Below are 17,315 nucleotides of genomic sequence, written 5' to 3' on the forward strand. Positions count from 1 at the left end.
TTAAGACATTCAAAGAACTCTTCATGAATCATCAAAAAATTTTGGTACTCGACTTCGGGTCACAGGTCACTCAACTTATTGCCCGTCGAGTTCGTGAAAGCGGCGTTTTCTGCGAAATTCTGCCTTGCGATGTAGACGCCGAGCGCATTCAGAATTACGGCGCATCAGGCATTATTTTGTCGGGTAGCCACCAGTCTGCTTATGAAGAGAGCACCGACCGTGCACCCGAAATTGTGTTCAATCTTGGTGTACCGGTACTCGGTATTTGCTACGGCATGCAAACCATGGCCATGCAATTGGGCGGCAAGGTAGAAGCCGGTACTGTTCGAGAATTCGGTCATGCTCAAATTCGGGCACACGGCCACACCAAATTGTTTGATGGCATTCAAGACCAAACCAATGAACAGGGACATGGCCTGTTGAATGTCTGGATGAGCCATGGCGACAAGGTCACCGAGTTGCCGCCAAACTTTAAACTCATGGCATCCACACCATCTTGTCCAATTGCAGGCATGGCCGATGAGGACCGTGGCTTCTATGCGGTTCAATTTCACCCGGAAGTAACGCATACCCAAAAAGGCAAAGAAATATTGGCTCGTTTTGTACGCGACATTTGCGGCTGTAAGGGCGATTGGTCCATGCCAAGTTTTGTAGACGAAGCGGTTGAAAAGATTCGTGCCCAGGTGGGCTCCGATGAGGTCATTCTGGGCCTTTCGGGTGGAGTTGATTCATCCGTGGCTGCTGCGCTTATCCACAAGGCCATTGGTGATCAGCTCACGTGTGTATTTGTAGACCACGGCTTACTCCGCCTCAAAGAGGGTGAGCAGGTTATGGAAACATTCGCGAAACACCTGGGTGTGCGCGTGGTGCATGTGAACGCCACCCAAGAATTCATGGGTCAGCTTAAAGGCGTTATCGACCCTGAAGCAAAACGCAAAATTATCGGCAAGGCATTTGTAGACGTATTCCAGCGAGAGGCCGGCCTGCGCGCCAACGCAAAATGGCTTGCACAGGGCACCATTTATCCCGATGTAATTGAGTCTGCCGGTGCCAAAACAGGCAAGGCCACCAGCATCAAAAGCCACCACAATGTGGGTGGTTTGCCCGACACATTGAACCTTAGCTTGCTCGAACCCTTGCGCGATTTGTTCAAGGATGAAGTGCGCAAACTTGGCGTGGAGTTGGGATTGGATCCCGAAATGGTATACCGCCATCCATTCCCTGGGCCCGGCCTGGGTGTTCGTATTCTGGGCGAAGTGAAAGCCGAATATGCTGAAATTTTGCAGCGTGCCGATGCCGTATTCATTGAAGAATTGCGTAACACCAAGGCCACCGCAAAAGATGCGGCTGCCGAATTGTGTACGGCAGAGCAAATAGGCAAGTCGTGGTATGACCTGACCAGCCAGGCCTTCGCGGTATTCTTGCCAGTGAAGTCGGTGGGTGTGATGGGCGATGGCCGCACCTACGAGTACGTGGTTGCCATTCGCGCGGTGCAAACCCAAGACTTCATGACAGCCCATTGGGCACACCTTCCATATTCGCTGCTCGGGCGTGTTTCAAACCGCATTATCAACGAGGTGAAAGGCGTCAATCGTGTGGTCTACGATGTCTCTGGAAAGCCGCCTGCCACCATTGAGTGGGAATAAACATCGTTCTGTTGGGCTGATCACTTACCCTAACCTTACAAAAAGGCCCGCACATGCGGGCTTTTTTACGCCTTTGGGGTGAGGTTTGCCCTAATTCCCGAATGAAAATACACATGCCACCATCGTTGACGATATTTAACCAATGGCGCAGCCCAGCGCCAATTGGCACAACGACAATGACAACATGGAGAACCCATGGCAGAAGTAGTGTTGGAGACAAGGGCGTTGACCAAGGAATTCAAAGGATTCACTGCGGTCAGCGATGTGAATTTGAAAGTACAGCGTGGTCATATCCACGCGCTGATCGGCCCCAATGGCGCGGGCAAAACAACCTGTTTTAACCTGTTGACGAAATTTTTAACGCCCACGTCGGGTCAAATTTTATTCAACGGCAAAGACATCACCAAGGCCAAGCCCGCTCAAATTGCTCGACAAGGCATCATCCGTTCCTTCCAGATCTCGGCCGTGTTTCCGCACCTCACGGTGCTTGAAAACGTGCGTATTGGCTTGCAACGCCCCCTGGGTAATTCCTTTCATTTTTGGAAAAGCGAAAAGAAACTCTCTGTGCTGAATGACAAAGCCATGGAGTTACTTTCACTTGTTGATCTTGACGATTTTGCAGACACCATGACAGTGGACTTGCCTTATGGTCGCAAACGGGCATTGGAAATTGCGACCACCTTGGGGATGGAGCCCGCACTGATGCTGCTTGACGAGCCCACGCAGGGCATGGGCCACGAGGATGTAGACCGCGTTACCCAATTGATCAAGAAAGTTTCTGCCGGTAGAACCATTCTCATGGTGGAACACAATATGAATGTAGTCGCGGGAATTTGCGACCGCATTTCAGTGCTTCAGCGTGGCGCTGTGCTGGCAGAAGGAAGCTATGAAGAGGTTTCCCGCAATCCAGAAGTCATGGAGGCCTACATGGGTTCCAGCACAGGCGTGTTGGAAGGGGCGCATTGATGAGCACTGCACTTGAAATTTCTGGCTTGAACGCCTGGTATGGCGAATCACACATTCTGCACAATTTGAATCTCACCGTAAAAACCGGGGAAGTGGTTACGCTTCTGGGTCGAAACGGAGCAGGGCGGACCAGCACTTTGCGCGCCATCATGGGTTTGACAGGTGCACGCAAAGGGTCAATCAAAATCAATGGCACAGAAGCCATCAACATGGCCACTCACAAAATTGCGCACTTGGGTGTGGGTTATTGCCCGGAAGAACGCGGAATATTTTCTTCGCTGTCTGCTGAAGAAAACCTGATGTTGCCGCCTTTTGTTTCAAAGACAGACAAAGGCATGAGCGTGGCAGAAATTTATGACATGTTTCCCAATCTGGCCGAGCGTAAAAAAAGTCAGGGGACGCGGCTGTCGGGCGGCGAACAGCAAATGCTGGCCGTGGCCCGTATTCTGAGAACAGGTGCCAAATTGCTGTTGCTCGATGAAATTTCGGAAGGGCTTGCACCCGTAATTGTTCAGGCCTTGGCCAAGATGATTGTTACTCTGAAATCCAAGGGATACACCATTGTGATGGTGGAACAGAATTTCCGTTTTGCTGCCCCCTTGGCAGACCGTTTCTACGTGGTAGAACACGGCCAAATTGTTGAAGCTTTTGCTTCCTCTGAACTCGATGAAAAAATGCCTGTGCTGCATTCGCTGCTGGGCGTATAAAAACCAACCTTTCAAGGATTGGACTTCAACCAAAGGAGATGATGATGAAATTAAAACCAATCGCAACCGGACTGGCAGTACTTTTTGCTTTTGCTGCAGGCTCTGCCCAGGCGCAAATTTCCAACGACACGATCAAGATTGGTGTGATCACTGACATGTCTGGTTTGTATGCCGACATTGATGGCCCCGGCGGTGTAGAAGCAGTGAAAATGGCGATTGCTGATTTCGGTGGCACCCTGAACGGCAAGAAAATTGAAATCGTTTTTGCAGACCACCAGAACAAGGCTGACATTGCAGCAAGCAAGGCACGCGAGTGGTTCGATACCGAAGGTGTTGACATGCTGATTTCCGGCACCAACTCGGGTACGGCACTGGCCATGGCCAAAGTGGCTGAGGAAAAACAAAAACCGAATTTCGTAATTGGTGCGGGCACAGCCCGAATTACCAATGAGGAATGCAACCCATACAGCATTCACTATGCCTATGACACGGTGGCGCTTGCCAAGGGTACGGGTTCAGCGGTAACAAAGCAGGGCGGCAAAACATGGTACTTCCTGACGGCTGACTATGCGTTTGGTACTTCCCTTGAAACAGACACCACTGCGGTGGTGAAAGCCAACGGTGGTTCAGTGAAAGGCGCAATTCGTCACCCGCTGTCTGCATCCGATTTCTCCAGCTTCATGCTGCAAGCACAAGCTTCAGGTGCGCAAATTCTGGGCTTGGCCAATGCTGGTGGCGACACAGTTAACTCCATCAAGGCAGCCAATGAATTTGGTGTCACTGGCACAATGAAGCTGGCGGGTCTGTTGATGTTCATTAACGACGTACACGCCTTGGGTCTTGGACAAACCAAGGGCATGTACCTGACGGACAGCTGGTATTGGGACCAAAGCGATGAAACCCGCAAGTGGTCCAAGCGATTCTTCGACAAAATGAAGAAAATGCCCAGCAGCCTGCAAGCGGCGGATTACTCAGCAACCCTGCAATACCTGAACGCTGTGAAAATAGCTGGCACCGACGATGGCGCCAAGGTCATGGACACATTGCGCAAGCAAAAGGTCAACGACATGTACGCCAAAAACGGTTACTACCGTGCCGACGGCAGCATGATTCACGACATGTTCCTGATGCAAGTGAAAGACCCCAAGGAATCCAAAAAGCCTTGGGATTATCTGAAGGTAGTTCAATCCATTCCTGGCGAACAGGCATTCACCACCAAAGCAGAAACCAAGTGCGCTTCGTGGAAGTAATTCAATAAGACCAAAGCCCCCGGGGTGTAAAAACGTCGGGGGCTTTTGCTGGATTCGTATTTATGGAAATTTTTGGAATTCCCTTGCAGGCTTTTCTGGGGCAACTGCTTCTAGGCCTTGTAAATGGCTCTTTTTACGCCATGCTGTCACTGGGGTTGGCTGTTATTTTCGGCCTGCTTAACGTGATCAATTTTGCCCACGGCGCCCTGTACATGATGGGGGCATTTTTTGCCTGGATGGGCATGGCCTATTTCAACCTGAATTACTGGGTGATGTTGTTGCTTGCTCCCTTGCTGGTGGGTGCATTCGGAATACTGATAGAAAAAACAATGCTGCGGTGGCTGTATAAACTCGACCACTTGTACGGCCTGCTGCTCACCTTTGGCATCACCTTGATGATGGAAGGCGTATTTCGCTCAATCTATGGTGTATCAGGTCAACGCTACTCAGTACCTGAAGCCTTGCAGGGCGCGACCAATTTAGGATTCATGATTCTGCCCAATTACCGGGCATGGGTGGTTGTGGCCTCACTTGTTGTTTGTTTTGCAACGTGGATCATGATCGAAAAAACCAAACTGGGTGCATTGCTGCGTGCCGGCACCGAAAACCCGCGCCTGGTTGAGGCATTTGGTATTAATGTGCCATTGATGGTGACTTTAACTTACGGCTTTGGCGTGGCTTTGGCTGCGTTTGCCGGTGTATTGGCTGCTCCAGTCATTCAAATTTCACCGCTAATGGGTTCGAATCTCATTATTACTGTGTTCGCGGTGGTGGTGATCGGCGGCATGGGTTCTATTCTTGGCGCGATTGTTACTGGCCTGACCTTGGGAATCGTAGAGGGGCTCACCCGGGTGTTTTATCCCGAATTGTCGGCCACTGTGGTGTTCATCATCATGGCCATTGTGCTCATGATTCGCCCGGCCGGTTTGTTCGGTCGCGAGAAATAAAGGGTTTCAAAGAATGAACAAAAATACAATCATCGCCATTGCGGCAGTCATTCTTGCATTGGCAGCACCGTTTTTCATGTACCCGGTGCTACTCATGAAGCTGTTGTGTTTTGCACTGTTTGCCTGTGCGTTTAATCTATTGATTGGGTACACCGGATTGCTTTCGTTTGGGCACGCTGCATTTTTAGGCGGAGCTGGCTACATGGCTGGATATGTGATTCGAGACCTTGGAATGCCCTTTGAATTGGGCTTGCTTGCCGGTGTTGCATTTGCAGCCCTGATTGGTTTGGTCATGGGGGCACTGGCCATTCGTCGACAAGGCATTTATTTCACCATGATTACCCTGGCCTTGGCGCAAATGCTGTACTTCATCTTTCTACAAGCACCTTTTACCGGCGGCGAGGATGGCCTGCAAGGCATACCGCGCGGTACATTGTTTGGCGTGGTTGATTTAAGCGATGACCTCACGCTGTACTTCGTGGTACTGGCCATTTGTATGTTGGGCTATGCATTGATTGTTCGTACCGTGCATTCTCCCTTTGGACAAGTTCTAAAAGCCATCAAGGAAAATGAACCGCGCGCCATTTCACTTGGTTATGACGTCGACAAATACAAGCTCCTTGTGTTTGTTTTGTCAGCAGCCTTGTCAGGGCTTGCTGGTGCCACGAAGGCTACCGTGCTTGGGTTCGAGACACTGACCGACGTGCATTGGAGCATGTCTGGCCTGGTGGTGTTAATGACACTCGTGGGCGGTTTGGGCACCCTGGCTGGCCCCGTTGTGGGTGCAATTGTGATCATTGCCCTGGAAAACCGCATCGGCGAGTTTGGCACCTGGATGGCAGTGACCACTGACATTGCCTGGTTCCGTTCGCTGGGTGAGCAAGTCACGATTGTGACAGGCTTCATTTTCATTGTGGTGGTGCTGGCATTCCGGCGTGGCATTGTGGGTGAAATCATTGCCTGGAATCAACGTCGTTTGTTGAAATCGGAGCAGTAATCTGAACGAGTCAACAGAACATGAACCCGGCCAAGTGCCGGGTTTTTTTATGTCAAACTGACAGCACCGTTTTGGCTTACTTTCGAAAACATGCAAACCAGCAATTTTCCCAGAAAATTTTCGGTGCTGACCCACCAAGGTCAGGCTGAAGACTTGCCCTGGATGGAACTTGCACTTCAACAAGCCGAGCTTGCCGCACAACACGGTGAAGTGCCGATTGGCGCAGCCTTGGTCATCAACAGCAAAGCAGTGGCCCAAGCGCACAACGCGCCGGTTTCATTGAATGACGCTTGCGCGCACGCTGAAATCCAGGTTATTCGACAAGCCTGCCAAAGCCTGGGTAACTACCGTTTGGGTGCACAGGCTACTTTGTACGTAACGCTTCAACCTTGCCTGATGTGCATTGGTGCCATATTGCACGCACGCATAGGGCGGGTGGTAGTGGGCTGTTCACAATCGAGATTCAACGGTGATCTGACTCAATCGCTTGCGGTATTTGAACAGGCCGAAGCCTGGCACCCGTGCGCCTTTGAAACGGGTTGTATGGCACAAGCCAGCGAAAAACTGCTGGGTAATTTCTTTAAAACACGCCGCAAGCAACGCGAACAGGCGGTTGCCGATTTGGCCAGTCTTTTGCACCTGCCCAATGCCAACAAGCAAACCATTGACGAACTTGCATTGCTTGGATTTCACACGCCGCAAGATTTTTTGCTATTGGGCCTGGAACAGGCTAGCCAAAGGTTGGCGAAACGAAGTGCCGAGTTGAAAACAGGCCCGCATGAACAACAGGCCGCCATACTGGCCAGTTTGTGCGATTATTTGAATGGTGAGCCTGTTCGCTCATGGAAACAGTATTTGTGAAATTACACTGGCAACCGGAATTGAATTGAACACAAAACCACACAACGCACCGAATCAAATTGTCATGTTTTCTCCCAGTGGCGCACTGGTCGATGAGGCCTTGCTGGATCGCGCTTGTTTTAACCTGCGCGATCAACACGGCTTTCAGGTGACTGAAATGCCTGAAACTCGACTGCGTGTGCAACGCTTTGCGGGCGACGAAACCACTCGTGTGCTCAGTCTGGAACACGCACTTTGCTTGAACACCCCAAGCGTGCTCATGGCCACTCGGGGAGGGTACGGACTTAGTCGTTTGTTGCCGCTGCTGAACTTTCCTGAACTCGCATCACGATTGAATTCAAATGCACATCTCTTGTGCGGTCACAGCGACATTACCAGCTTGCAACTGGCGCTGATGAAAGCAGGGGCCGAGCCATCTACTTTGTTGCATGGACCCATGGCCTGTTTCGATTTTGGGGCAGAGCAGGGTGCAGACCCACTGACTGCTGAACACTTTTTGCGTGCCGTCAACAAATACGCCGTGGATATTGAATGGCCTGCAGCGCATTTCGGGATCGACAATCACAACCCTGTAACCACGTTTGAAGGCCCTGTGTGGGGTGGCAACCTGACCTTGTTGTGCAGCCTGCTCGGAACGCCTTGGCTACCCAGCATGCCAGGCGGAATTCTGGTGCTTGAAGATGTGAATGAGCCCGCCTACAAAATTGAGCGCATGTTGCTTCAATTGCTGCATGCCGGTGTACTGGCCCAACAACAGGCTGTTGTTCTGGGTAACTTTTGCGAGCCGAAGCCCGGTACACACGACAACGGCTACACTTTAAGCAGCGCAGCGGAATTTGTGCAACGTCAGTTGAACCATGTGCCCGTGCTGCTGAACTTTCCTTTTGGCCACTGCACCCCCAAGGCTTGTTGGTTTCAGGGTGGAATGGGCACCTTGATGCTTGGCAGCGGGCACTCTGCGCGCCTAACCCAAACCCCACGCTAGGGCGCCACTCAGAGCACCCACTTGGCGCACCTGAAGCTTGGGCATGTATAATGCCCCCTTCGTTAAAAATCACTGAATTTTCCAATACTTATGCTCACCGCAGCCAATATCACCATGCAGTTCGGCGCCAAGCCGCTTTTTGAAAACATCAATGCGAAATTCGGCGATGGCAACCGCTATGGCTTGATCGGCGCAAACGGCTGTGGCAAATCCACCTTTATGAAAATTCTGGGTGGTGACCTGGAACCCAGCAGCGGCAATGTGGACATTGACCCCCATGTGCGCTTGGGCAAGTTGAGCCAAGACCAGTTTGCATTTGAAGAATTCAGGGTGCTGGACGTGGTGATGATGGGCCACAAAGAAATGTGGGCCGCCATGACAGAACGCGATGCCCTGTACGCAAACCCGGAAGCCACCGATGAAGACTACATGCGTGCGGCCGACCTGGAAGCGGTTTACGCTGAATTCGGTGGTTATGAAGCGGAATCAAGAGCAGGCGAACTGCTGTTGGGCGCAGGCATACCCACTGACCAACACAATGGCCCCATGAGCGAAATTGCGCCAGGCTGGAAATTGCGCGTGTTGCTGGCACAAGCCCTGTTTTCAAAACCCGATGTGCTGTTGCTGGACGAACCCACGAACAACCTGGACATCAACACGATTGCCTGGCTTGAAAACGTGCTGAATCAGTATGAAAGCACGATGATTATTATCAGCCACGACCGTCACTTTTTGAACGAAGTATGCACCCACATGGCCGACCTGGATTACGGCACACTGCAGGTGGTTCCGGGTAACTACGACGATTACATGCTGGCTGCATCACAGGCCCGCGAACGGGCACAGGCTTCGAACGCCCGCGCCAAAGAACGTATTTCTGATTTGCAAGACTTTGTACGCCGTTTTGCGGCCAACAAGTCCAAGGCACGTCAGGCCACATCGCGCCAAAAGCAGATTGAAAAGATCAAACAAGACACTGTGATTTTGAAGCCCTCTTCACGCCAGAACCCGTTTATCCGTTTTGAACAGAAAAAGAAGATGCACCGCTTGGCCGTGGAGCTGGACAATGTCAGCCTGGCCTATGGCGACAACAAAGTGATTCGCGACTTTTCAATCATGGTTGAAGCCGGTGACAAGGTGGGTATTGTGGGTGCCAACGGTGTGGGAAAAACCACCTTGCTGAAACTGCTGGCCAAAGCAATGGAGCCAACTTACGGTGATGTGAAGTGGTCTGAAAACGCAGACCTTGGCTACATGGCCCAAGACGTTAGCGACGAATTTGATACCAAACTAAGCCTGCGCGAGTGGACAGAGCGTTTCTCACAAGAAGGAGACGACGATCAGGTCATTCGCGGTATTTTGGGTCGCCTGCTGTTTTCCAATGATGAAATTGGCAAGCAAGTGAAAGTGTGTTCCGGTGGCGAGAAAAACCGCCTGGTGTTTGGACGTTTAATGCTGGGCAGGCACAACGTGTTGCTGCTTGATGAACCGACGAACCACCTTGACATGGAATCGATTGAATCTTTGCAGTACGCCATTGAGAAATACGAAGGCACTGTGTTTGTGGTGTCGCACGACCGCCAATTTGTTTCTGGCATTGCCACGCGCATTTTCGAGATGCGCGAAGACGGTATTACAGACTACCGCGGTACCTACGAAGAATACCGCGATAGTTTGGGTTTGGCTTAAAAGCGGATTAACAATTAGCCAACAGGCTTCACTTTTGCAGCAACCCGTTTGGCCTTTGCACGCGCTTCATCCACATTTGGATCGCGTGCAAGCGCCACACCCATGCGGCGCTTAACAAACGACTCGGGTTTGCCAAACAAACGCACATCCGTACCAGGCTCTGCCAAGGCATCGGCAATGCCCTCAAAAGCAATACCCACCTTTTCAACGCCACCGTAAATCACCGCGCTGGCACCTGGTGTTTTCAAGCTGGTGTCTACAGGCAATCCAAGAATGGCGCGTGCGTGCAGTTCGAATTCGTTTTGCCACTGGGTAATCATTGTGACCATGCCCGTGTCGTGGGGGCGGGGGCTGACTTCTGAAAACCACACCTCATCACCTTTCACAAACATTTCAACACCAAACAAGCCGGTGCCACCCAAGGCAGTGGTTACGCGGTCAGACATGTGTTTGGCGTCTTCAAGCGCTTTCGTGCTCATGGGTTGCGGCTGCCAACTTTCAACATAATCACCGCCTACCTGAATGTGGCCCACAGGCTCGCAATACGACGTTTCAATCGCACCGTTTTTTGGGTTGCGAGAACGCACGGTCAGCAAGGTAATTTCGTAATCGAATTCCACAACCGATTCAACAATAACTCGACCGGAATTCACGCGACCCGCACTGCCTGCATAATCCCAGGCCGCCTCTAGTTCACCGGCGTGGTCTACCTTTGATTGCCCTTTGCCAGAAGACGACATCACGGGTTTGATAATGCAAGGGTAGCCAACAGGCTTTTGCCCATCGATACCTTTTTCCACGGCACGCTTCAGGGTGTCGAAATCGTCTGCAAATGCGTAGTGCGAACAGCTTAACTTCAACTCTTCCGCTGCCAAACGTCGAATGCCTTCTCGGTTCATGGTCAACCAAGCGGCATTGGCCGTGGGCACAACGCGCACTGCGCCTGCGGCCTCAAGCTCCTTCAATGCAGGCGTGGCAATCGCTTCAATTTCAGGCACAACAATGTGGGGCTTCTCTTGTGCAATCAGGGCTTTCAAGGCATTTGCATTCGTCATGTCGATCACATGAAAACGATGCGCAACCTGATGGCCGGGCGCGTTGGGGTAGCGATCTACCGCAATAACCTCAACCCCAAAACGCTGAAAGGCAATGATCACTTCTTTACCCAGTTCACCACTGCCCAGCAGCATCACTTTCAATGCGTTGGAAGCCAGTGGGGTGCCGATTTGTGTTGGAAATTGAATGGCTGTTGTCATGGTGAAACTCACTTGTTTAAATCATTATTTAATTGATGGACTCGGGGGTATCTTGATGATGCGCATGCGAGGCCTCATCAAAAAACACAACCAATAAAACCAGCAGCACCGGACCAATAATCAAGCCAACAATGCCCATGGTGATTACCCCGCCAAATACGCCAAACAACACGGCCAGGAATGGCAAATGCGTGCCACCCTGTATGAGCAAAGGCCGCACCAGGTAATCGGCAATCAGCACCACCAGCATGCCCACTGTGATCAGCACAATGGCCTCGGCCCCGTTACCGCTTAAAAACAGAATCATGCCCAATATCGCGAGCAGCCCAGGCGCAGCCATCGGGATAAACGCAATCAATGCCGTGATCGTGCCCAACAGCACGGGTGCATAAACGCCAGACGCTGCAAATAAAAGGGACAAAATAACGGCCTCTGCGAAACTTACAATGACCAAACCGTTGACGGCCGCGCGCAGGGCAGGGGGCATGTGCGACACATATGGCTTCCAGCGTTGCCCAAGCCAATCCGTGCCAATTCGGTTCATTCGAATGCTGATGCTGGAACCATCGCGGTAAAAAAAGAACAACACCCACAAAGCAAAAAACAACGTCGCAACCCGCCCAAGCAATTCCAGCAAAATAGCTGAAGCTGTACCTTGTACGTCACCCAAACGTTGGGTCAGGGTTTCTCGCAGCAATCCGGAAATTTGTTTGGGCACACTCAAATACTCTTTCCAGCTGGCCACGAGCATGTCGCCGAGCACTGGGATTTGAGGCAACCAGTCCGGCACTGCAACGCCCGCATCGTCGGCCTGTCGCAGAAAATTAGTGATCTGAAGAATGTCTTGAACCATGAACACGATCAAGCCGATCATGGGACCTACCAACAGGAATGCAACCACCAGCGTGGTTAGAAATGCTGCGCCATTGGGCTTTCCGGGAAAACGTCCGCGGATGCGGCAGTGCAGTGGCCAGAATGCTGTGGCAATAATGCCAGCCCATAGAATAGCCAGCAGGAATGGCGACAATACTATTGCTGCCCCTACCAAAATCAACACAGTAAACAGGGTGCTGATCAGGGACTTCGGTTGTCTCAGGTGTTCTGCCATGTCAGCCAGTCATGCGGATTACGCGTTATTTGAATGCTTGTTTGTGGTTCAATCATTGTAGCAATGCCTGAATTGCAAATTGACTGTTATTTCACTTTCACGAGAAGACACATGAAATTATCCAACACCTTGCGAATCGCTTTACTTGGCACCTCAGTGGGTTTGCTAGTCCCATCGGCTGCGTACGCTGACCTGTGCGAGAAAACTCCCGCGGTCAACCTCAACGCGATCAGCAGTGAAGATGTGGACAACGACATGGTGCGATTGAACTGGCAAGTTCAAATTCAGGCGGGCACTGCGAACGAGGCCATGACCGCCGTCAATACGGTTCTGGAGAAATCGATCAATAATTTGTCGAAAAACAAAGACATCACAAAACTGAAAAACAACATTCAAACCTATCCGCAATACGGAAAAAACAATGTGATACAGGGCTGGCAGGGCGTGGGTTCACTCACCTTTGAAATGCCTGTGCAGGCATTGAAAACACAGAAGAACTTGAATGTTGCCGATGGACTTACGCTAAGTAATCTGGACTATTTCCCAAGCGAAGCCCGCATTGAACAAAGCCGTGAAAAATTACTGCAAAGTGCAATGAAGGAATTTCAAAACAAGGCAAGCATTGCGGCAAAGGGATTTGGTAAAACCGGCTACACCTTGGGCGAAGTATCCATCAATGATGAAAACCAGGGCGCACCGACTTACCCAAGAATGTACGCTGCATCAGCAGACATGATGAGCAAGGGCATGGAAGTTGCCCCCGCAGCGGGCTCAAGCAAACTGAGTGTGTCAGTTAATGGGCGCGTTTGCCTGAAGCCGTAAAAGGAATCACGCGAGCCACATTGGCCACGGGTTCGGCTCGATCTGTAAGGCGATCAACCTGATCAACCAAGCGCAAGCCGTTTTGTTTCAAGGGGGCAGGGCTCAACTCCTGCTCCAGTTTTTGAACTTGTTCGCGCAGCTTGCCAAAAGATTCCCACATTAATTTGGAAGACTCCATGGCCGATTGCAGCGGACTTTTAGAGCGCTGGCGAATCATGCGGATTTTAAACAGAGTTTGCTCTAGCGCTAAACGGTGCTCAGGATCGACACTGGCCACGTAACCTTCCAGTACGGCCTCACGGCGCTGCTCAAAAGCGACAGGGTCTACCTGATACAGGTCGGCCCATTCCTTGAAATCAAAATGTGTCATGGCTGCTCCTTGCTTTGCTCAATGAGCTTGGCTTTGTTGCTGTCTTGATCGTCTGTTCCCATCAAAAACGCATGCACTGCTTTTTGCAGAGTCCTTAAACGGGCAGTTTTTAGGTTAAGCTCATGTCTAAGAGCTTCGTTCTCTTCCATGAGTCTGTCAACCAGTGCGAGAGTTTCAAATTTCTTTCCCAAACTTTCTACCCGGTTTACTTCAACGCTTGAATGATGGCCCATGATGACTAGTAATGTTGCTATTAACCTTTGTACTGCCAAACACAGCAATTGGTTTTAGTAATACTCTTCAGTTACAACAATCGAATGACAACAACAATGGTGTTTATGAAAAGCGCTTGGACTTTTTCTTTTTTCTTGGGTGTATTCGCATGGGCGCTTGCACCAGCCGCTTTGGCTCAAGAAGTGAGTTCAAATTTCACCCGCTGTGAAAACAGCTTTGGCAAAGAGCCCGTTGGTATCACTGTAGAGACTTGCAGACTTGAATTGACCGGGCCAGTTACACAAGAAAAACGGGTGAAAATTCTCGAAACCCTGGGAAAAGCTTACCTTGCACAAAACGAGGCAGATTTGGCGATATCCACATGGAATGAAGCCAGCCAATACAGCCCGTTGAGTCGTGAAAATCAGTCGGCAGCAGAGTCATGGACACGCCTGCAGGTCTTGATTGGCCAAACCTATGCGCAGTCCAACCGGGCGGAGCGCGCTGAAGAACATCTTCTGAAAACCTTGACCACGGTTGAACAGTCAATTGGACGATATTCGTTGCCAGCGGGTATGGTTCAAGACGCACTGGGCACTTACTATGCGTTACAAAGCAAGAAGGCACAATCTGAAGCGGCCTTCAAGCGCTCGCGTATTGTCTATGAAATACGACTGGGGAAAACAAATGCCAGAACCCTTGAAACACGCATGAATCACGCAGTGGGCCTGCTGGACATGGAGAAAGAACGGGATGCACTGGAGAGCTTTCAGGTGCTTGCTGAAATTATCAATTCTTCACCTGAATACAAAGTTGAACCCATTCGCGCTGAAATTCTGACATTTCTCGGCACACTTCAAATGCGCAGCGATCAATTACAAGAAGCAGCAAGAAACTACCAAACAGCCTTTGAAGTACGACAAGCGGCATTTGGTCCCAACGACATTAGAACAAGCCAGTCTTTGAATAACCTTGGCGTGGTGCTGTACAGGGCAGGGGATTTAAAGCGGGCAGAGATCGCCTTGAGCCGGGCTTATATTATTCGGTCCGATGCCTTGGGGGGCGACGACCCTTTGACACAAAGCACACAAAAGAACTTACAGGCCGTCATCGCCGCGCAGAATGCGGCGAAAACTGGCCCTTCAGAAAGTGTCAAACGCAATTAAGCTTTGTTGTTACGCGCCAGCTTACGGTTGACCTTGAATGATTTGAACTCATACACGGCCACCAAGAGCAACGCGGAGAACACACAGCCCAAAGCTGCCAAAATACTCGGACTTGCTACTTCATAGTTGATGTAATCCACAAAACCATGAACCAGCATGGCCGACGCGATCAACAACAACACCAATACACCTGGATAAGAACGAAGAGCTTTCATACAACACCTCTCAAAATTTACTGCATCAATTGCTGACCAATGAGTCAACAAGTGAACTTTACCATTGAGCGATGTCACAGATTGGAGCGCCACTTCTAACGTTGTATTTATCCAAACAAGTTCAAATCAATCTTCATTTTTCCTTTTAAAACAATGAAGTAAAGAAATACAGGCCAATAAACCCAACAAATTCAAGGCACCACCGCCACCGCCGCCGCCACTGCCGCCACTGGAACCAGTACCGTTGCCTGAATCACCAACAACGGCATCGCCAACGGCCGAGGAGGGTACACCTGCACCCGCGGACGCACCGTTAATCAATGGCGAAAGAAGACTGGCCAGTAAAGTAGGGGAGGTCGCCCCAGGATTGGCCACAATGACAGACGCTATGGCGGTTCTGCCACTGGCGGTTTGTGCACGCAAATCAAAACCACTGACACCCGCAGGCGCTGTTACATCCACAGTCAGACCACTGGCCGACAACACAGGATTGGAAGCATCTGGAGACGATTTCAACACATTGATGACGTCAAAGCTGACAGAAGCGACTTCCTGTCCCGACGTATTCAGAGAACCGGTAGACGAAAAAGTTCGGGTTTGCCCGGGTGGAATCACATTGCCGGAGTTGGAAAACAAATTCGTCAATCCACCGGAGGCTTGCGTATTGATCAGATTCGCAACGTCCAACATACCTGCGCCACACAGGGCTCGCGTGCAATTGCACTCAACCCCAAGGGTATCGCCAGTGCAGGTGGGGCTACCACCCAAGGACAAAAATGGACGGGCCGTGGTTTTCAACAGATTTTCAACTGTCGCCACCGACGCAGAAGGATTCAAGGACCAATAAAGTGAAGCCGCGCCTGCCACCAAGGGCGAAGAAAAGCTGGTACCGATTTTGGTGTTGTATGTATTGGTCAACGGCCCCGCGAAACCAGTATTGGACGCACTCCAAATGGGAAATGCGCCATCTCCACCCGGTGCAGAAAGCTGAATACTCGAACCAAAATTGCTGTAATTGGCCTTCAAACCTTCTTGATCAATCGCGGCAACGCCAAAGGCCCCTGGGCAATTCGCAGGTGAATCCACTGTGCTGCCATCGTTGCCTGCGGCAACCACCACCAATGAACCTGCCTGGCGAGCAGCCGCAATTGCAGCGCCCTCAATAGAAGGTACGCAAGCGCCTTCTGCACCCAGGCTTAAGTTGATCACTTTGGCAGGGAAGGGGTTGTTGGGCACACCTAACACACCAAGCCCTGCCGCCCAACGAATGCCATCGGCCAAATCACTCGAAAACCCACCGCACTTGCCAAGTACGCGAACTGGCACCACCACCGCATTCCAGTTGACCGAAAACACACCTTCGGCAGGAACCGGGTTACCGGCAAGCAATGCAGACACAAAAGTGCCATGCCAACTGGATTGACTCAAACTGGAACAAGCGGGATCGGCCAGAAGATCGGCTGGGCCAACACCGTCACCTGGATCGGTCGGGTCTGCATCGCGGTCAGAACCCGAGCTGCTTTGACCATCAGCGGCAATCACTGGGTCGGCCACAAAATCGTAACCGGGAAGCAAATGACCTTGCAACATGGGATGCGAGGGCAAAACCCCGGTGTCCAGAACTGCGACAACTGTGGGCGCTGTACCATGAAAATTAGCCCACATGGCCCCGGTATTTATCGACGCTGGCTGCGTGCCAATGTCCTGGTGAAACCAGGAGCGGCTGCGGCGGGCCGGATCAAGCGCATTCAACAATCCAATCAAGGGTGACTGCGCACGCAATTGGATACGGCGATCTGGCTGAACGGATTCAACAAGCGGGTCTGACAACAAACGCAAACGGAACTGTTCAGAATCCGCATGGCTTGGCGTCACAACCACCGCGCCAGACTCGCCAAAAGGGCGAACAAGCTGAAACGTCCGTTTGTGGGCTTTTGTTAGTACCGCCAAGGTCGAGGAAAGCGCAGCGCGACGTGCATCAAGCGAAGTCTGGTTCGTGGCGCGATCGGTGTTTTCCTTGAATTGAATAACCCAGCGATCCGCAGACCATGATGCGGAGGAAAACAAGACAAGCAAAACGAACAAACCGCTATGAACAGACGAGCGCGACAGCATGG

General features: G+C 51.2%; 17 protein-coding genes. 11 read left to right on the forward strand and 6 right to left on the reverse strand.

Annotated features, from left to right (window positions below):
* Positions 1-23 precede the first annotated feature (23 nt).
* From guaA to FRIGORI9N_RS10110, 9 genes are all read left to right on the forward strand, one after another.
* Positions 24-1,646, forward strand: a complete 1,623-nt coding sequence (gene guaA, locus FRIGORI9N_RS10070) for a glutamine-hydrolyzing GMP synthase (protein WP_159570295.1) — start codon at positions 24-26, stop codon at positions 1,644-1,646.
* 195 nt (positions 1,647-1,841) lie between these two features.
* Positions 1,842-2,612 carry an ABC transporter ATP-binding protein gene (locus FRIGORI9N_RS10075; protein ID WP_159570298.1) on the forward strand — a complete coding sequence of 257 codons (771 nt, stop codon included), beginning with the start codon at positions 1,842-1,844 and terminating at the stop codon, positions 2,610-2,612.
* Complete coding sequence (locus FRIGORI9N_RS10080; RefSeq protein WP_159570300.1) at positions 2,612-3,319, forward strand: ABC transporter ATP-binding protein; 708 nt, start codon at positions 2,612-2,614, stop codon at positions 3,317-3,319. Before FRIGORI9N_RS10075 ends, FRIGORI9N_RS10080 begins: the two co-directional genes overlap by 1 nt.
* Before the next feature lie 44 nt (positions 3,320-3,363).
* A complete protein-coding gene (locus tag FRIGORI9N_RS10085; RefSeq protein WP_159570303.1) occupies positions 3,364-4,569 on the forward strand; it encodes an ABC transporter substrate-binding protein in 1,206 nt (401 codons plus the stop codon).
* Between the two features lie 62 nt (positions 4,570-4,631).
* Positions 4,632-5,516, forward strand: coding sequence for a branched-chain amino acid ABC transporter permease (locus tag FRIGORI9N_RS10090; RefSeq protein ID WP_159570306.1), 885 nt, complete (start codon positions 4,632-4,634; stop codon positions 5,514-5,516).
* 13 nt (positions 5,517-5,529) lie between these two features.
* Positions 5,530-6,513, forward strand: a complete 984-nt coding sequence (locus FRIGORI9N_RS10095) for a branched-chain amino acid ABC transporter permease (RefSeq protein WP_159570309.1) — start codon at positions 5,530-5,532, stop codon at positions 6,511-6,513.
* Between the two features lie 123 nt (positions 6,514-6,636).
* Entirely contained in the window at positions 6,637-7,374 is a 738-nt protein-coding gene (locus FRIGORI9N_RS10100; RefSeq protein WP_159570312.1) for a nucleoside deaminase, read from the forward strand.
* 25 nt (positions 7,375-7,399) lie between these two features.
* Entirely contained in the window at positions 7,400-8,359 is a 960-nt protein-coding gene (locus FRIGORI9N_RS10105; protein ID WP_159570315.1) for an LD-carboxypeptidase, read from the forward strand.
* A gap of 90 nt (positions 8,360-8,449) precedes the next feature.
* On the forward strand, positions 8,450-10,048 hold the full coding sequence (locus tag FRIGORI9N_RS10110; RefSeq protein WP_159570318.1) for an ABC-F family ATPase: 1,599 nt from the start codon (positions 8,450-8,452) through the stop codon (positions 10,046-10,048).
* Positions 10,049-10,062: 14 nt separating this feature from the next.
* Here FRIGORI9N_RS10110 and purT read toward each other — a convergent pair whose 3' ends face one another.
* Entirely contained in the window at positions 10,063-11,292 is a 1,230-nt protein-coding gene (purT, locus tag FRIGORI9N_RS10115) for a formate-dependent phosphoribosylglycinamide formyltransferase (protein ID WP_159571775.1), read from the reverse strand.
* 40 nt (positions 11,293-11,332) lie between these two features.
* Positions 11,333-12,412, reverse strand: a complete 1,080-nt coding sequence (locus tag FRIGORI9N_RS10120) for an AI-2E family transporter (protein WP_159570321.1) — start codon at positions 12,410-12,412, stop codon at positions 11,333-11,335.
* Positions 12,413-12,523: 111 nt separating this feature from the next.
* Here FRIGORI9N_RS10120 and FRIGORI9N_RS10125 point away from each other — a divergent pair, with 111 nt between their 5' ends.
* Positions 12,524-13,234, forward strand: coding sequence for an SIMPL domain-containing protein (locus FRIGORI9N_RS10125; RefSeq protein WP_159570324.1), 711 nt, complete (start codon positions 12,524-12,526; stop codon positions 13,232-13,234).
* Here the strand turns inward: FRIGORI9N_RS10125 and FRIGORI9N_RS10130 are convergent.
* Entirely contained in the window at positions 13,206-13,604 is a 399-nt protein-coding gene (locus tag FRIGORI9N_RS10130) for a DUF3135 domain-containing protein (RefSeq protein ID WP_159570327.1), read from the reverse strand. The genes FRIGORI9N_RS10125 and FRIGORI9N_RS10130 overlap by 29 nt on opposite strands.
* Positions 13,601-13,753, reverse strand: coding sequence for a hypothetical protein (locus FRIGORI9N_RS15465; RefSeq protein ID WP_236550864.1), 153 nt, complete (start codon positions 13,751-13,753; stop codon positions 13,601-13,603). Before FRIGORI9N_RS15465 ends, FRIGORI9N_RS10130 begins: the two co-directional genes overlap by 4 nt.
* A 168-nt stretch (positions 13,754-13,921) precedes the next feature.
* Between FRIGORI9N_RS15465 and FRIGORI9N_RS10140 the strand changes: the two genes are divergently transcribed.
* A complete protein-coding gene (locus FRIGORI9N_RS10140) occupies positions 13,922-14,983 on the forward strand; it encodes a tetratricopeptide repeat protein (RefSeq protein ID WP_159570333.1) in 1,062 nt (353 codons plus the stop codon).
* Here the strand turns inward: FRIGORI9N_RS10140 and FRIGORI9N_RS10145 are convergent.
* The gene (locus tag FRIGORI9N_RS10145) at positions 14,980-15,198 is read right to left on the reverse strand and encodes a hypothetical protein (RefSeq protein WP_159570336.1); all 219 of its coding nucleotides are present in this window, start codon (positions 15,196-15,198) and stop codon (positions 14,980-14,982) included. The two genes, FRIGORI9N_RS10140 and FRIGORI9N_RS10145, sit on opposite strands and share 4 nt — an antisense overlap.
* A 126-nt stretch (positions 15,199-15,324) precedes the next feature.
* Entirely contained in the window at positions 15,325-17,313 is a 1,989-nt protein-coding gene (locus FRIGORI9N_RS10150) for a S8 family peptidase (protein WP_159570339.1), read from the reverse strand.
* Positions 17,314-17,315: the final 2 nt, after the last annotated feature.

The organism is Limnobacter sp. 130 (assembly GCF_902506325.1).
Classification (GTDB): Bacteria; Pseudomonadota; Gammaproteobacteria; order Burkholderiales; family Burkholderiaceae_B; genus Limnobacter.

Coding starts and splice junctions, on each gene's coding strand:
- FRIGORI9N_RS10145 (WP_159570336.1), bottom strand. CDS start 15,198: ATGAAAGCTCTTCGTTCTTATCCAGGTGTATTGGTGTTGTTGTTGATC.
- FRIGORI9N_RS10125 (WP_159570324.1), top strand. CDS start 12,524: ATGAAATTATCCAACACCTTGCGAATCGCTTTACTTGGCACCTCAGTG.
- FRIGORI9N_RS10075 (WP_159570298.1), top strand. CDS start 1,842: ATGGCAGAAGTAGTGTTGGAGACAAGGGCGTTGACCAAGGAATTCAAA.
- FRIGORI9N_RS10140 (WP_159570333.1), top strand. CDS start 13,922: ATGACAACAACAATGGTGTTTATGAAAAGCGCTTGGACTTTTTCTTTT.
- FRIGORI9N_RS10120 (WP_159570321.1), bottom strand. CDS start 12,412: ATGGCAGAACACCTGAGACAACCGAAGTCCCTGATCAGCACCCTGTTT.
- FRIGORI9N_RS10110 (WP_159570318.1), top strand. CDS start 8,450: ATGCTCACCGCAGCCAATATCACCATGCAGTTCGGCGCCAAGCCGCTT.
- FRIGORI9N_RS15465 (WP_236550864.1), bottom strand. CDS start 13,753: ATGGAAGAGAACGAAGCTCTTAGACATGAGCTTAACCTAAAAACTGCC.
- FRIGORI9N_RS10080 (WP_159570300.1), top strand. CDS start 2,612: ATGAGCACTGCACTTGAAATTTCTGGCTTGAACGCCTGGTATGGCGAA.
- FRIGORI9N_RS10085 (WP_159570303.1), top strand. CDS start 3,364: ATGAAATTAAAACCAATCGCAACCGGACTGGCAGTACTTTTTGCTTTT.
- FRIGORI9N_RS10090 (WP_159570306.1), top strand. CDS start 4,632: ATGGAAATTTTTGGAATTCCCTTGCAGGCTTTTCTGGGGCAACTGCTT.
- FRIGORI9N_RS10150 (WP_159570339.1), bottom strand. CDS start 17,313: ATGCTGTCGCGCTCGTCTGTTCATAGCGGTTTGTTCGTTTTGCTTGTC.
- FRIGORI9N_RS10130 (WP_159570327.1), bottom strand. CDS start 13,604: ATGACACATTTTGATTTCAAGGAATGGGCCGACCTGTATCAGGTAGAC.
- guaA (WP_159570295.1), top strand. CDS start 24: ATGAATCATCAAAAAATTTTGGTACTCGACTTCGGGTCACAGGTCACT.
- FRIGORI9N_RS10095 (WP_159570309.1), top strand. CDS start 5,530: ATGAACAAAAATACAATCATCGCCATTGCGGCAGTCATTCTTGCATTG.